This window comes from Lacinutrix gracilariae (assembly GCF_042684485.1).
Classification (GTDB): Bacteria; Bacteroidota; Bacteroidia; order Flavobacteriales; family Flavobacteriaceae; genus Oceanihabitans; species Oceanihabitans gracilariae.
In genome coordinates, this window is sequence record NZ_JBHULM010000011.1 from 801,026 (window position 1) to 816,442 (window position 15,417).

Consider the following 15,417-nt stretch of genomic DNA (forward strand, 5'->3'; position numbering starts at 1 on the left):
TGTGTAGATAAGTTATTTTTTGCTTAGCGTTTTACAAAAATATTAGTTACATAATCTCTACCTTCTTCGTCTTTTTTAGAAGATATACCAAAATCTGTAAACGCAGGGTTTTCTATGGTTTGTCTATGACCTTCACTAGCTAACCAAGCATTAACTATAGATGCTGCAGAAGAATAGCCATAACCAACATTTTCTGCCACTTTTGTTGCTCGAACTGCTGCATGTAAGTTTTCTGAACGTGCATGAAAGTTATCATGACTTAACACACCTTCATTAATCATATATTGATTATGCGTAATTGCTTCAAGCGAAGCATGGTTTATTATATTTAAAGCATTAAGACCTATTGAAATTCTGTGCGCATTTATTAGTTCTGCAATTTCATAATCTAGTATAGTGTATTCTACATATACTGTTTCTGTACTAGACGTTTTGTCTGTATGACTTGTTTCTTCTACAGAACAAGATGTTAAAAAAATATTTAATAAAATTACTGCTGCTATAACTAATTTTTTCATCGTGATTGGGTTTGTTTGATGATAAAATTAGATGGAAAGTCTGTTCTATTTTATGTTTTTCGATTAACACATTTTTAAGCATAGACGAACGGTAAACTACTAAAGACAAACAGAATAAGCATTTCACATTTTTTTACATTTAACGCATAAAAAAAGACAGAAATTATGTTTTTCTGTCTTTTTTATTAATTAATCAATATTCCCTCAAAATTGATTACAATGTAAAATTAAAAGGAATTGCATTAATTATTCTTTTAAAGAAGTGCTAAACATTTTTTTAAGACTAACTGCTAAAAAAACCGATGAAACACTTAAATTACAATAAATTTAGCCTTTTCATTAATTCTGGTCTATTAGATCTACTAACAGGAATAACATCTTTTTTAATTAAAACGCTATTATCTTCAATATCTATAATTTTCATGATATTGATAATATAGGATCTGTGCACTTTTAAGAATAGACTATCAGGAAGTTTATCTGCTATTTTTTTCAAGGTAGAATGTACTGTATAGTTTTTCCCTTCGGTTTTTACTTGAATATAGTCTCCTTTAGCTTCTACTAAATATATACTTGGTATATCTATTTTAATTAAGCGTCTATCAATATTTACATATAAATCATTACCAGAAGTAGTTTCTAGCTTTTCAATTTTTTCATTAGAATTTGTAGTAACAGGTTTGCTCTGTTTAGCTTCGGCTTTAGCAATAGCTTTGTTAAAGCGTTCTTGTGTGATTGGTTTTACCAAATAATCTACAATACAATCATACTCAAAAGCTTGAATTGCAAAATTAGGATCTGAAGTAGTAAGAATTATTTTTGGAGGATTTTTTAGGGTTTCAATAAAATCGAAACCTGTAAAATCTGGCATATGTATGTCTAAGAAAATTAAATCAACTTCATTTTGATTTAAATATTTAATGGCTTGCATTGCATTTGGAAATGCTTCTATAACATTAAGACTTGGTACATTAGAGCATAGTTGAGAAATAATCATTCTCGCTGTTGCTTCATCATCAATAACAATACAATTCATAAATACTTTTTATATTTTTTCAAGATAAGCTGTTATGTTACTTAGTATTTCTTCAAATTCTTCTTTCAGGGTTGTATTTCCTTCTAGTAAGTTATTTTCATAAGCTACAGCAACTTCATAACCTTTTTCAAGGCCTAAAATACTAATTTTATGTTTAAGTTTATGTACATTATCTGCTACTAACTTATATTTTGTAGCCTTTAGGTTATCAAAGTATACTTGTTTTTCTTCTGGAAACTCTTTTTTAATAACATCTATTAATTGTTGTTTAAAAGCTTCATCACCTCCAGATAAGCTGTTAATGTAAGATTGGTTAGGCTGTTCCATTTGGGGATTTTTTAAGGGTGAAATAAAAAGTGGTTCCTATATCTACTTGAGATTCTAGCCATATTTTACCACCATATAATTCTACAATTTTTTTTACTATAGACAAACCAATACCTGAAGATTCTGGATTATTTTCTAGTTTTTCAAAGGTTTGAAAAATTTTATCAAAGTAAGCTTCTTCAATACCTTTTCCATTGTCTTTTATATAAAATTGCCAATAGTAGTTTAGGTTTTGTACTCCTATTTCAATAATTCCTTCTTCTTTATCGTTATACTTTACTGCGTTACCAATTAGGTTTTGAAACAGTTGTTGCAACCTGTGTTTGTCTCCTTTAATTATTGGTAAATCTGTTTTTTTAATATGAATATGTTCCGGAATATGAAGCGTTTGTATTAGGTTGTCTATAAGTTTATTTAGGTCTACATCATAAACTGCTATTTCATTTTTACCAATGGTTGAATACTCTAAAATACCACTAATTAAAGTATCCATTTTTTCTACATTGTTTCTAATAAGGTTTAATGTTTTTATACCATTAGCATCAAAAACATCTTTATAATCTTGAGCCAACCAAGCTGTTAAGGTGTCTATACTACGCAAAGGCGATTTTAAATCATGTGACACCATGTGTGCATAGTCACTAAGCTCTTGGTTTTGGTGTGCTAGTTCATTTAAAAGAGATTGTTTTTGCTTATTCATTTCAATAATCTCTTTGGTTTGATTATCTATAAAATCTACCAAACTAGAACCTGTTAACTCTTGGTTTCCTTCTTTATGGTCTTCTTCTAGGTTATAATATTTTAGGGTATTAATAACGCTTTTTAGCTTTTCAATTACTTTTTTTTGCTCTTCTGCTTCGTTTTGTAATTTTCTATTAGCAGTATATAATTCATCAGAACTAATAGACATGGCTCTTTGAATCATGCTAGATTGTTCGTCAAAATTATTATAGGAAAGATCAACAGCTTTAATAAACGCGGCTATTTCAGCATTGTTTTTTAAATCTTCGCTTAAATATTTACGAATCTGTCTCTTTAGTAATGTATTCATTATTCGCTAATTAGCGTTACAGTCATGGTTTGATTATGTAATTGACAAGCCATCTCGTCATTAAAAGGTGCAATTTCACCATAAGAATAAAAACCACTAATTACAGCGTCTTTACCAATAACTTCAATAACCTCATCAATTTCTTCTTCTACACGTTGATCAAGTACTAATTTTCTACCAATACAGCTTACTAGTATTGCTAATTCTGGTTTGTTTTTTCGGTGTTCTAAGGCCTGTTTAGCCGCACATTCTGATGCATTTGCAATATTATCGACATTAGTCATCATGAGCTGTACCTTAGAGTTTTCTTTTATATCTCCTGCTAAAACTACAGCGTTTTGTTCTTCGTCTATATTTAAAATAGACCTAACTATAGATTGTTTTTCATTAGAAGACTTCACATTTAATGGATACAGTAATGCTGCTCCTGGTAAATCTTTAGCTTTATCACCTAAATACTTTTTATACAAATCTAAAGCAGGTTGCCCATCTAACTCATATAGTGTATTGTCCTTAGATTTTGTAACCACGCGTTCTGGACCAAAAGGTGTCCAACCACCATGAATAGAAAAGGAAATTTCTAGTGAATCACCATAAAAACCAATAGCTACTAATTCTCCTTCTTTTGGGTTTTCATTATAGCTAGCTAGTGTTTTTTCAAAACGTGCATCATCACCACACAAACCTCCAGTAATTACTAAGTTATCCTCTGTAGAAGCGCTCATTCCTTTGGTTAACTGGCTTCCATTTATAAAACTACCATCAGATACTACAAACGCATATTTTAACCCTTCATGCGGAAGTTGTTCAATAAGGTCTTTTCCTGTTTTAAAACTATCTAAATCTGTATGTAAAACATTACTTGTTTTAATAACAAATGTGCTTTTTTGAAATGAAATAGCAGTTATGGTAATACTCTCTTGGTGTACTTCTCTGGTTGAAATTTCTGCGCAAGAGGATGCAAAAACAATATGTCCGCCAGGAAACAATTGTTTTACTTCTTGATAAATACCAGGATCTTCTAGCATATACCTATTACCAAAAACCAATACTAAAGGTTGTTCTAACTCTTGCTTAGGGCTTAAATACTGCCAATTTTTTCCTTTATATTTTACTAACTGAACAGATTTCATTATTATTTTTTTAAAGTGAAATAAAAGGTGGTTCCTACGTTTGGCTCACTATCTAACCAAATTTCACCTTCATGTAAAGTGACAATTTTTTTAACTATAGATAAGCCTATTCCTGTAGAATCTTTACTTTTATTTAAAGAGTGAAATATCTTAAATATTTTGTCGTGGTATTTTTTATCTATACCAATACCATTATCCTGTATAGAAAATTTGTAATGGCTTTTTAAATCTTCAACATCTATTGTAATACTACCTTCTTCTTTATCTATAAACTTAACCGCATTACTAATTAGGTTTTGAAATAATTGTTGTAGTTTGGTTTTATCTCCTTTTATATTAGGTAGTACATTTAAACTTGTAATTTTAATATGGTCAGGAATATATAGCATAGTAACCAACTCATTTACCAAACTGTTTAAGTCTACATCTGTTTTTTCTGCAATATCAGATCCTACACTAGAGTAGTTTAATACATCTGTAATTAACTGCTCCATTTTTTCTAATGTAGATTCAATAAGTGCAAAATTTTGAAGGCTTACCTCATCTAACTTGCCTTTATTGTCTTCTTGTAACCAATTAACTAGAGCGTTAATACTACGAAGAGGCGATTTTAAATCATGCGAAACAATATGTGCATATTCTTGCAGCTCGTCATTACTTTTTTCTAATTTACTTAGTAGTTTTTCTTTTTGAAGTTGTAAGCTTTTAAAATCGGTAATATCTAAAGTAACACCTATTGATCCTGTTTGCACTCCTTCAATATCTAGATTAGGAGCTGCACTTACCAACCAATGTTTTTCTTCTCCGCTTTTGGTTTTTATTTGAATTTCGTAAGAGTTAGACTCTCCTCTATTACGCTTGATGTTTTCATCTTGTATGACTTCTGTGCCTTTTTTATCAATAGGAAACACCTCTTTGGATAACTTACCTGAAAGTTCTTTTTTGCTATAACCAGACATTTGAGAAAAACTTTGATTTACCATTAAAATTTTTCCTTTTGTATCTACTTCAATTAAGCCTAAATTCATATTAGCAATAATATTATAATACTTTTGCTTTTGTATTTCTAGGCTTTTACTATAAGTTCTTTTAAGGGTTACATCTTTAAACGTCCATAGGTATCCTTTATTAAATTCACCTATTGTAATTGGCATGTAGTTACGTTCTAATATTTTGCCATCAAGCATTTCTAGATCGTCACCAATAACTACTTTTTTGGCTGCATCAATAGCACGCATTCTTTGTAAAAATGCCTCAGGATCTTTAAACAACACCTTATTTTGCTCTGATGCTACATTGCAGTTTGTACCTATTAAATCAGCAGGTTTAGCATCAATATTAAAAAGCTCACAAAACTTATTATTTATAAGTACAATGTTTCTGTTTTCATCTTCTAAAACAATACCACTATCTAGGTTTAAAATAAGTGCAGAAAGTCTGTTTTCTGACTCTATTAATTTATCTTCAGATATTTTTTGTTCAGTTATATCTCTAACAATACCTTGTGCTGCAACTGGTTTTTTATTTTTATCAAAAATAATACTTGCATTAATGTGTACCCATTTTACCTCTTTAGATTTGGTGTACACTCTGGCTTCATAGTCTTTAAAAAATCCTTTTTCTTGTAGTTCTAAAAAGGAAGCCATTGCATATTGATAGTCTTCTTTATAAAGCAGGTTTACAACATTTACTTTTTCATTAGCAATATCATAGCCAAATAACTTTACGGCTTCCTCATTAAATTTTATGATATTACCATTTAGATCCATAACGACGTATGCATCTACTATGTTTTCAAAAACACCTTGTAGTTGGGATGATTTTTCTTTTAAATGTTCTTCTAACTTTTGGGAAGTAAAATATAGTTCTCTTGATTTTTCTTCTAGAATACTTTCTGCTGCTTTTCTTGCTGCTTTTTCTCTTTTTAAAGCTCGTTCTAGTATTTCAACTTGATCTTGACTCATTAATTTTTATGAATAACAAATCTAACTTCTGTTCCGTCTTCTTTTATTTTTTCTAAATCAATGGTTGCTGTGGCATTAAAATGCTCGAAGGTTTTATTCATTAAACCTAAACCAAAATGATGCATTGCTCTACTTGATTTATATATCATTACTAATGAGTTTTCGGTTTTATTAGTAACTTCAAAAGTTGGCAACTCTGCATCTGGATAGATTTTACGTACTTCTACGTGAATATGATTTTCTATAGATGAAATCATTTCTATAGGATCTTTATAAGTTGCTAAAAGCCCTGGATAACTTCTTTCAATCACACTAAAAAAGTGTTCTGCATATACCAAGAGCAAATTATCTATAGAAATACCTGTGTTTTCACTTAAATGTTGCAATAATTGTAACATTTCTGAAAAACTATAGGTTCCTACTGCTGTGTAAACACCTTCAGATTCTAAGTTAGAATTTGAAATAATAGTATCTACCATTTTTAAGCCAAACTTATCTTCTACTAACTCTAGAAATTCTGTAAAAACAATACCTTTCATTATTTTTAAACTACTATTAACTCATTAATGCTCCAATATGCTAATAATTTTTCAATTTTACTAACATAATCTTCATATTTTAAAGGTTTTATAACATAACCTGCAACACCTGTTTTATAACACTCTAACAAATCTCTTTGATTGTTAGATGTCGTTAAAATTATTGTTGGTATGTACCTTAAAATGTCATCGTTTTTTAAGATTTTTAAAAATTCAATGCCATTAATTTTAGGCATATTTAAATCTAACAAAATAATATCTGGTAAATTATCTTTTTGCTCTAATAACTGTAGCGCATCTTCACCATTATTAGCTTCAATTATGGTGTGGTCTAATTTTAATGTTGAAATTGTTCTATTCAATTTCATTATTTCTATCATGTCATCTTCAATAAGAAGAATTTTTAGTTTCTTAATCATTTAGAGGGTATATTATGAATCTTGACAAAATTAGCACTATTCAATAGTTTTAATTTTTTAATTCGTTTATAATAATTTTAGTGTAGACGAATCACGTTTAAGTATAGACGAATGGTTTTGTAAATATGAAAATAATGTTATTTTTTGTCAGATTTAGAATCTAACGTAATAAGAATGCTTCTCTGTGAATGCTGTTTTAGCTGTTTTAAATCTGTAAAAAACTCCATAGGCAAATTATCTAGTTGCTTGTCTTGTAAATTCATTTCTAAATGATTTATAAACTCTAAGTTTTTAATGTTTTTATCTAATGCTTTTATTTTAATAGACTGTAAATTATTTTCATCATCATTAACTTCTAATAAATGTATTTTATTTTCATTTTTAAAAGCGGGTTTTGTTGTTTTATTTGTTTTAAAGAAACATCTACTTAATTTCTTTAAAAAGCGTCCTGAGGGTATTTTTTTGTATAACATAACACTTGTTTTGGATTAACAAGGATAAAGTTACATCAAGACTACAGTGATTTTTAAAATTTTCTATAAGACCCCTTGTGAGAATAGATGAATGCTAAATAAGTGTAGACGAATGGTTTACCAAAACAATCAATACATTGATAATTAATCATTTAATTACTACAACCGATTGGTCTTAGCATTTGAGTTTAGTGCATAAAAAAAGCCACTATTTCTAGTGGCTTATTCTAACTTGCTCCTCCTCTTAGGCTCGAACTAAGGACCCTCTGATTAACAGTCAGATGCTCTAACCAACTGAGCTAAGGAGGAGTGTTATTCGCTTTTGCGAGTGCAAATATATGTTATTATTTAAATACTACAAACACTTTTTTAAAAAAATTTAAAAAAATTTTAAATTAATTTAACCAGTCCTGTATTGCTTTAAAGGCATCGTTACCATTTGCAAATAAAACCAAACCTATAAGTAAAACAAAACCAACTAATTGCGCATATTCCATAAACTTATCGCCTGGTTTTCTACCTGAAATCATTTCGTATAATAAAAACATTACATGACCTCCATCTAAAGCAGGAATTGGTAATAAATTTAAAACTCCTAGCATAATAGATAAGAATGCTGTTAGGTACCAAAATGCTTGCCAGTTCCATTGAGAAGGAAACATTTGGCCAATAGCAGCAAATCCTCCTATTTGTGAAGCTCCCTTTTTAGTAAAGATATATTGAAACTGTGCTAAATAATCTTTAATCTCCCAATATCCTTTACTTATACCTCCAGAAACACTTTCACCAAAAGTATAGGTTTTATCCTTGTATTGTATAAAATCAGGATCTGTTCTGCTATAAACAATACCTATCATTTTATCTTCGGTAGGTGTTATAACAAGTTCTTTTTCTTGATTATCACGTGCTACTTGTAAAACAATATCTTTTTGCGTGCTGTTTTTTAGTTCGTAAGTAAAATCAGATAAATAGTTAATAGGTTTTCCGTTAATAGCTATTATTTTATCACTAGCTAATAAACCTGCTTTTGCTGCTGGTAAACCTGCTTGCACAGAATCTAATTTAAAAGGAGAACGTGGTTCTAGACCAGGATAATCTCCTGCTGCAAAAAGTTGTTTTCCTATATCTTCTGGAATTGCAATATTTTCTGCTACACCATTTTCATGTTCTACTTTAATGTTTTCTACATTTCTAAACATTAAGTATTTACCAACATCTTCAGTTAAGTTTTCTATTGGCTCACCATCTATAGATATAATTTTGTCTCCTTGTTGAAAACCATAATTTTCTAAGGTCTTGCTTACAGCATAACCATATTTCACGCTATCTTTAGTAAGGTATTTTCCTCCCCAAACAAAAAGCATTACAGAAAAAAGAAAAAATGCTAATACAAAATTCATAAAAACACCACCTAGCATAATTATTAAACGTTGCCAAGTTGGTTTAGAACGAAACTCCCATGGTTGTGGTGGTTTAGCCATTTGTTCTTTATCCATACTCTCATCTATCATACCAGCTATTTTTACATAACCTCCAAGTGGTAACCAACCTATACCATAAACGGTTTCGCCAATTTTTTTCTTGAATAATGAAAATTTAACATCGAAGAATAAGTAGAATTTTTCTACTTTGGTTTTAAATAGTTTTGCAGGAATGAAATGTCCTAATTCATGCAAAACAACTAGTATAGAAAGGCTCAAAAATAACTGAGCCGCTTTAATAATAAATACAGTCATGTATTGGGTTTTGTTTATAACGTGCAAAAGTACGCTTTTATACTAACTTAAAAAAGCGCAAAGAGGTATTGCTTACTCCTTTAACAGCCTTTTATGAAAATCTCCTTGATTTGTAGAAAACTTTACAAAATGTACTCCAGAAGACAAGCTTTCTGTGCGTATAGTTTCTTGATAGTTAGTTTCTAACACTAATTTACCTAACACATCAAATATTTGAATGCTGTCTACCTCTAATGCATCTGGTTTTGTTATATAAATTAGGCTAGATGTTGGGTTAGGATACATTGTTAAACTTTGCTCTATTTGAAAATTATTAGTACTTAAGGTAACCGTATTATTTTTTGAAATTAAATCTACTTCTGGATCAAATAATATTTCACTTACGGCAAAATTTACTGTTTCAACAAAGGTTTCACCAGAAAAGGTATTATCTAAAACAACATCTAAAATTTCATTATTTGTACCAACAATTCGCAACGGAACTGGTGCTTCAAAATAAGATACAGAAGCATCACTTTGTGTTTGGTTTACCTGTATTTGTAGTTGATTTGTATTAATCCAATTGGCATTTATGGTATAACTTGGGTATCCTTCATTATAAATCCAATCGTTAAAAAACTCGGTTAAATCTGTTCCACCTGCAACTTCCATTTTAGCTTGGTACTCTGGTGTTTTGGCATAATCAAAAGCTAAATCTGTATCACTTAAATAATCTTGCATACCTTGATAAAAAGGAACATCTCCTAATTTTTTTCTAAGCATATGCAACACCATAGATCCTTTATTATAGCTTAGTCTGCTACTAAAAATTCTGCTAACACTTGTAGTATCTGCATCTGATAAATATACAGCGCCTCCTGTTTGCGATGTGATAGAGTTTACCTTAACCTGTTTCCAGCTTGTAAAAGCATCATCACCATCAAAATCTTCAACTACCAATCCGGATAAATAGGTTGCAAAACCTTCGTTTAACCAAATATCTTTCCAACTACCACAAGTAATCTTATCACCAAACCATTGATGCGCCAATTCATGAGCTATTAATTCTCTTCCAAAGCTTCCCATAAAGGAAACAGTAGTATGCTCCATACCTCCTCCCCAACCAAATTGAGCATGTCCATATTTTTCTGATGCATAAGGATATTCTTCAAATTTAGTAGAAAACAATTCCATTATATCTACTGTAATTGCAGTATTTTCTTGAACATAGTTATAACTTTCAGGATATACATAATTTACAATTTCAAAAGGATTTCCGTTATTAGGAACCGTATGTGAGTACACTTGATAATTAGTTACTGCAATAGCTACTAAATAAGCAGGAATAGGAAACTCATGTTTGTAATAGGTAGTTTTAGTAGTTCCGTTTATAGTTTGGCTTTGCTCTACGCCATTACTAACAGCAATATACTCTTCATTATCTGGATTAAATTGTGGTGTGGTAATATACACATCAATACTTTCAATCTTATCATTTAAATCTTGTTTACAAGGCCACCAACCTTTAGCTCCATAAGGCTCAGAGAGCGTCCATATTATAGGATCTCCATTATGCGTAGTTTGCGCAAATGAACCAAAACCAGAACTTATTGGATTTCCAGAATAGGTAATTTCAACAATTCCTGTTTCGCCAATATTTAAAGTTCCTTGCAAGGTAATTACCAGCTCATCATCTGAATTTTGAGTAAACGACAGTGAGTTTCCGTCTTGCATAACTTGTGAAACAGTCATATTATCTGCCAAATCAAAAGTAACCTCTGTCATGGCTTCTTTTGCAACAAAATGAGTAGTAACTACACCAGAAATACTTGCTACGCTTGGGTCTACAGTAAATTCTAATTTATGATATGTAACATCATAATTTCCGGTATTTATATTTACTCTATGGTTGTAAATTCTATTTGAAGCAGCTTTAGCTTCTGCTTCTACAATAGCATTAAAATCACTTTCCTCTATTTGCGAAAAAGAAAAGGACACAGATAATAAAGCCATTAACAAAAAATAATATTTCATTGGGATAACATTTTAAGGATTAAAGTTACAATAATTAGTTGAAATTTATGTAACCACAGTTACTAGTTGAGCTTGAAATAAATTGTAATTTTGCATAATAAATTTCATTTTATGCTTTCATTTTTTAAAGACTACAAATATTTTGCTATAGTTTTAGGTATCTTATCTGTTATTATAATTTCTATTTTTTACAATATTTTAAAGGTAGAAAAAGTACTTCCTATTTACCAACCTGCTTCGGTAAATGCAGAACTGGTTGACAGTACTATACAGTACAAAAAGAAATATCATAAAATTGCCGATTTTAGTCTTACTAATCAAAACGGAAAAACCATAACCCAAGAAGATTATAAAGATAAAATTTATGTAGCAGATTTCTTCTTTACAACCTGCCAAACTATTTGTCCGCTAATGACAGATAACATGGTTATTATACAAAAAGCAATACTTGACGATGATGACGTAATGCTACTTTCTCATTCTGTAACTCCAGAAATAGATAGTGTAGCACAATTAAAAAGGTATGCTATAAAAAAAGGAGTTAATGATACCAAATGGAATTTAGTAACAGGAGATAAAAAACAAATTTATGCTCTTGCTAGAAAAAGCTACCTTGCAGTTAAAGAAGATGGAGATGGAGGTCCTTTTGATATGGTGCATACAGAAAACTTTATGCTTATAGACAAAAAGCAACAAATTAGAGGTTTTTATGATGGTACAAAACTAGAAGATATAAACCTTTTATTAGAAGATATTAAAACGCTAAAAAAAGAATATAAATAGTTTATTAGGTTACAATTTTTTTAGCTACAACTTTTATATTACTTTTGCTTCTTTAAAATCAATCTAAATAAGCTTGCAGGTAACTATAGCAGATCTAAAACGTGGAGAACAAGGCATCATTATTGATGTTTCGTCAGCGCACATACCATTGAAACTTTTAGAAATGGGTTGTCTTCCTGGCAATACAGTAAAACTCTTACAAGTTGCTCCTTTTCAAGATCCTATGTATCTAAATATAAACGGCACACATTTAGCGATTAGAAAAGAAACAGCAAGTTATATAATCATAGAAAAAACAATCCATGAGTAAACAAATAAATGTTGCGCTTATTGGAAATCCGAATACAGGAAAAACTTCTGTATTTAACGCACTTACTGGCTTACATCAAAAAGTTGGTAACTATCCTGGAATTACTGTAGAAAAAAAAGAAGGTATTTGTAAACTACCTCGTGGAGTAAAAGCACACATTATAGATTTACCAGGAACCTATAGCTTAAATGCTTCTTCACTAGATGAAAATGTGGTTATAGAACTGCTTTTAAACAAAACAGATAAAGACTATCCAGATGTTGCAATAGTAGTAAGTGATGTAGAAAACTTAAAAAGAAACTTACTGCTTTTTACACAAATTAAAGATTTAGAAATTCCTTGTATTCTTGCTATCAATATGTCTGATAGAATGAAACACAAAGGCATCTCACTAGACATAGCTTATTTAGAAGAGCAACTAAAAACAAAAATAGCCTTAATTAGTACTCGTAAAAACGAAGGAATAGACACATTAAAGCAACTAATTACAGACTACAAAGAACTTTCTGTAACCCCTTGTTTAAATGCTTCTGAAATTGATAAAGAATATTTTGACAGGTTACGCAGCACTTTTCCTAACCAACTGTTATACAAACTTTGGCTAGTAATTACCCAAGATGTTAATTTTGGTAAGTTAGAAAGAAAAGAAATGGAAGCTATTTCTAGCTTTAAAACCAAATCTTCTAGCAACCTAAAAAGACTACAACAAAAAGAAACCATAAAACGCTATCAATTTATTAATAATGTCCTTAAAAAAGGACAAACTATTGATGCTTTACAAGCCAAAAGCTTACGTGCTAAAATTGATAAAATACTAACACACAAAGTTTGGGGTTATCTTATTTTTGCGTTTATCTTACTTACTATATTTCAAGCAATTTACGATTGGTCAAGCATACCAATGGACTTTATAGATTCTGCTTTTGCGTCTTTAAGTGAATGGACAAAGAATGCATTACCTCAAGGTGCCTTTACAGATTTAATTGCCGAAGGAATTATACCAGGACTTGGTGGTATTGTAATTTTTATACCGCAAATAGCATTTTTGTTCTTATTCATTGCCATACTTGAAGAAAGTGGCTATATGAGTCGTGTTGTATTTTTAATGGATAGAATCATGCGTCGCTTTGGTTTAAGCGGAAAAAGTGTAGTACCTCTTATTTCTGGTACCGCTTGTGCGATTCCAGCAATTATGGCAACCAGAAATATTGAAAGCTGGAAAGAACGCTTAATCACTATTTTAGTAACACCTTTTACTACCTGTTCTGCTAGACTTCCTGTATATTTAATCATTATTGCACTAGTAATTCCGGAAGGTAGATTCTTTGGTTTAAGCTATCAAGCACTAACCCTTATGCTATTATATTTAATAGGATTTGGAACTGCTATCGTTTCGGCTTACATACTAAACAAAATATTAAAAATTAAAAACAAATCGTTTTTTGTAGTAGAAATGCCAAACTACAAACTACCAATGTTTAAAAATGTTGCCTTAACTGTTTTAGAAAAAACAAAATCTTTTGTGTTTGGCGCAGGTAAAATCATCTTAGCAATCTCTATTGTACTATGGTTTTTAGCATCTTATGGTCCTGGTGAAGATTTTAATAATGCCGAAGAAATTGTGAAAACGGAATATGCTTCGCAAAATTTATCGGAAGAAGATTTAAGCCAAAAAGTAGCTTCGCATAAATTAGAACATTCTTTTATTGGTATTACTGGTAGAGCTATTGAACCTGTGATAAGACCTTTAGGTTACGACTGGAAAATTGGTATTGCTATTGTAAGTTCTTTTGCTGCTAGAGAAGTTTTTGTTGGTACTCTTGCTACAATTTATAGTGTGGGTAGCGATGAAGAAGAAACCATAAAAAACAGAATGGCTGGAGAGGTAAACCCTATTCTTGGCGGACCATTATTTAACCTAGCCTCTGGTATTTCATTATTACTTTTTTATGCCTTTGCTATGCAATGCATGAGCACATTAGCCATTGTTAAAAAAGAAACCAATTCCTGGAAATGGCCAACCTTACAGTTAGTAATCATGACCGTTATAGCATATATAGCAGCATTAATTGCATACCAGTTTTTAAAGTAAGTGTTTCTTGCAAAAACAAGAAACACTTACTATAAAATTTTTGTAATTTTATAGTACAATTTACGACTAAAAAAACATGAATACCATCATTCAAAACATACTTGCTTTTTCTGCAGTTTTACTAGCAGTAGCTTTTCTTATAAAAAAGTTTTTTTACAAAAAGAAAACAAAGAAAGCTTGTGGCACAACCGATTGTGGTTGTAATTAAGTACTAAATAAACAGGAAATGCTACTATAACGTAAAATCATGTAGTAAACGTACTAAATACACAAAGTACTATAATAACAACCAATCTACTTTAGTTAGCCAGCTTACTGAAAACTAAATCTTCTTTAAATAAAGATTTTTAGCCACATTTTGCGAAACAACTATTTCTGTAGTTTCTAACGCTAGCTTAATAGAATTATCATAAGGTTCCTTATGCTTTATAGTAATGATAGTACCAAGTCCAATATTATTACTGTCTAAATACTTTAAAAAACTAGAAGAAGTATCATCTACACCAACACATTTATATGTAGACCCTACTTCTGCCTTTGCTAAGACAATTTTTTCTACATGTTTAAAATTTCCTTCCTTATCTGGTATAGGATCACCATGCGGATCGTGTTTTGGAAACCCTAAAAAAGCATCTAATTGATTGATTAATTTTTCAGATTTTATATGTTCTAAATGCTCTGCGACCTCATGTACCTCATCCCAAGAAAAATTAAGTTTTTCCACTAAAAAAACTTCCCAAAGACGATGCTTTCTAATAATATTTACAGCAACAAACCTTCCTTCTTTTGTTAAAGTAACACCTTGATATTTCTTGTAATCGGCATAATTTTTTTCCGATAACTTTTTAATCATATCGGTAACCGAAGAGGCTTTGGTTTGCATGGCCTCTGCTATAGCATTTGTATTTACCGTTTCTTCGCCATTGTTTCCAAGGTGATAAATAGCCTTTATATAATTTTCTTCTGTTAATGTAATCATAGTGAATTTCTAGTATACAAATATAGAAAAGATATATTTCTTAA

The 15,417-nt window shown here is 30.4% G+C and carries 16 protein-coding genes and 1 tRNA gene; 4 read left to right on the forward strand and 13 right to left on the reverse strand.

All coding sequences use genetic code 11. The features are described from left to right. Positions 1–23: 23 nt before the first annotated feature. The 12 genes from ACFSSB_RS10650 to ACFSSB_RS10705 all read right to left on the reverse strand — a co-directional run bounded on the left by ACFSSB_RS10650 (position 24) and on the right by ACFSSB_RS10705 (position 11,209). On the reverse strand, positions 24–518 hold the full coding sequence (locus ACFSSB_RS10650) for a CAP domain-containing protein (RefSeq protein ID WP_379904008.1): 495 nt from the start codon (positions 516–518) through the stop codon (positions 24–26). A gap of 316 nt (positions 519–834) precedes the next feature. Then, positions 835–1,554 (reverse strand): LytR/AlgR family response regulator transcription factor, encoded by a 720-nt coding sequence (locus ACFSSB_RS10655; protein WP_379904010.1) that lies wholly within the window; start codon positions 1,552–1,554, stop codon positions 835–837. 9 nt (positions 1,555–1,563) lie between these two features. Beyond that, entirely contained in the window at positions 1,564–1,881 is a 318-nt protein-coding gene (locus tag ACFSSB_RS10660; protein WP_379904012.1) for an Hpt domain-containing protein, read from the reverse strand. Further along, on the reverse strand, positions 1,868–2,932 hold the full coding sequence (locus tag ACFSSB_RS10665) for a sensor histidine kinase (protein ID WP_379904014.1): 1,065 nt from the start codon (positions 2,930–2,932) through the stop codon (positions 1,868–1,870). The genes ACFSSB_RS10660 and ACFSSB_RS10665 overlap by 14 nt, the downstream gene beginning before the upstream one ends. After that, positions 2,932–4,065 carry an FIST signal transduction protein gene (locus ACFSSB_RS10670; protein WP_379904016.1) on the reverse strand — a complete coding sequence of 378 codons (1,134 nt, stop codon included), beginning with the start codon at positions 4,063–4,065 and terminating at the stop codon, positions 2,932–2,934. The genes ACFSSB_RS10665 and ACFSSB_RS10670 overlap by 1 nt, the downstream gene beginning before the upstream one ends. 2 nt (positions 4,066–4,067) lie before the next feature. Beyond that, on the reverse strand, positions 4,068–6,029 hold the full coding sequence (locus ACFSSB_RS10675) for a PAS domain-containing sensor histidine kinase (protein WP_379904018.1): 1,962 nt from the start codon (positions 6,027–6,029) through the stop codon (positions 4,068–4,070). Next, positions 6,029–6,568, reverse strand: a complete 540-nt coding sequence (locus ACFSSB_RS10680; protein WP_379904020.1) for a heme NO-binding domain-containing protein — start codon at positions 6,566–6,568, stop codon at positions 6,029–6,031. Before ACFSSB_RS10680 ends, ACFSSB_RS10675 begins: the two co-directional genes overlap by 1 nt. Positions 6,569–6,573: 5 nt before the next feature. Continuing rightward, on the reverse strand, positions 6,574–6,987 hold the full coding sequence (locus ACFSSB_RS10685; protein WP_379904022.1) for a response regulator: 414 nt from the start codon (positions 6,985–6,987) through the stop codon (positions 6,574–6,576). Positions 6,988–7,124: 137 nt separating this feature from the next. Further along, the gene (locus ACFSSB_RS10690) at positions 7,125–7,460 is read right to left on the reverse strand and encodes a hypothetical protein (RefSeq protein WP_379904024.1); all 336 of its coding nucleotides are present in this window, start codon (positions 7,458–7,460) and stop codon (positions 7,125–7,127) included. A gap of 235 nt (positions 7,461–7,695) precedes the next feature. Further along, positions 7,696–7,769, reverse strand: a tRNA-Asn gene (locus ACFSSB_RS10695). Positions 7,770–7,855: 86 nt separating this feature from the next. Next, positions 7,856–9,196 (reverse strand): RIP metalloprotease RseP, encoded by a 1,341-nt coding sequence (gene rseP / locus ACFSSB_RS10700; RefSeq protein WP_379904026.1) that lies wholly within the window; start codon positions 9,194–9,196, stop codon positions 7,856–7,858. 72 nt (positions 9,197–9,268) lie between these two features. Then, positions 9,269–11,209 carry a M1 family aminopeptidase gene (locus tag ACFSSB_RS10705; protein WP_379904028.1) on the reverse strand — a complete coding sequence of 647 codons (1,941 nt, stop codon included), beginning with the start codon at positions 11,207–11,209 and terminating at the stop codon, positions 9,269–9,271. 111 nt (positions 11,210–11,320) lie between these two features. Between ACFSSB_RS10705 and ACFSSB_RS10710 the strand changes: the two genes are divergently transcribed. From ACFSSB_RS10710 to ACFSSB_RS10725, 4 genes are all read left to right on the forward strand, one after another. Further along, positions 11,321–11,992, forward strand: coding sequence for an SCO family protein (locus ACFSSB_RS10710; protein WP_379904030.1), 672 nt, complete (start codon positions 11,321–11,323; stop codon positions 11,990–11,992). Between the two features lie 73 nt (positions 11,993–12,065). Then, entirely contained in the window at positions 12,066–12,302 is a 237-nt protein-coding gene (locus ACFSSB_RS10715; protein WP_379904032.1) for a FeoA family protein, read from the forward strand. Continuing rightward, positions 12,295–14,394: a ferrous iron transport protein B gene (feoB, locus tag ACFSSB_RS10720; protein WP_379904034.1), complete on the forward strand. Its 2,100-nt coding sequence runs from the start codon at positions 12,295–12,297 to the stop codon at positions 14,392–14,394. Before ACFSSB_RS10715 ends, feoB begins: the two co-directional genes overlap by 8 nt. A 76-nt stretch (positions 14,395–14,470) precedes the next feature. Beyond that, a complete protein-coding gene (locus ACFSSB_RS10725; protein WP_379904036.1) occupies positions 14,471–14,602 on the forward strand; it encodes a FeoB-associated Cys-rich membrane protein in 132 nt (43 codons plus the stop codon). A 114-nt stretch (positions 14,603–14,716) separates the two neighbouring features. Here the strand turns inward: ACFSSB_RS10725 and ACFSSB_RS10730 are convergent, their stop codons facing one another. Continuing rightward, a complete protein-coding gene (locus tag ACFSSB_RS10730) occupies positions 14,717–15,373 on the reverse strand; it encodes a metal-dependent transcriptional regulator (RefSeq protein WP_379904038.1) in 657 nt (218 codons plus the stop codon). Positions 15,374–15,417 lie beyond the last annotated feature (44 nt).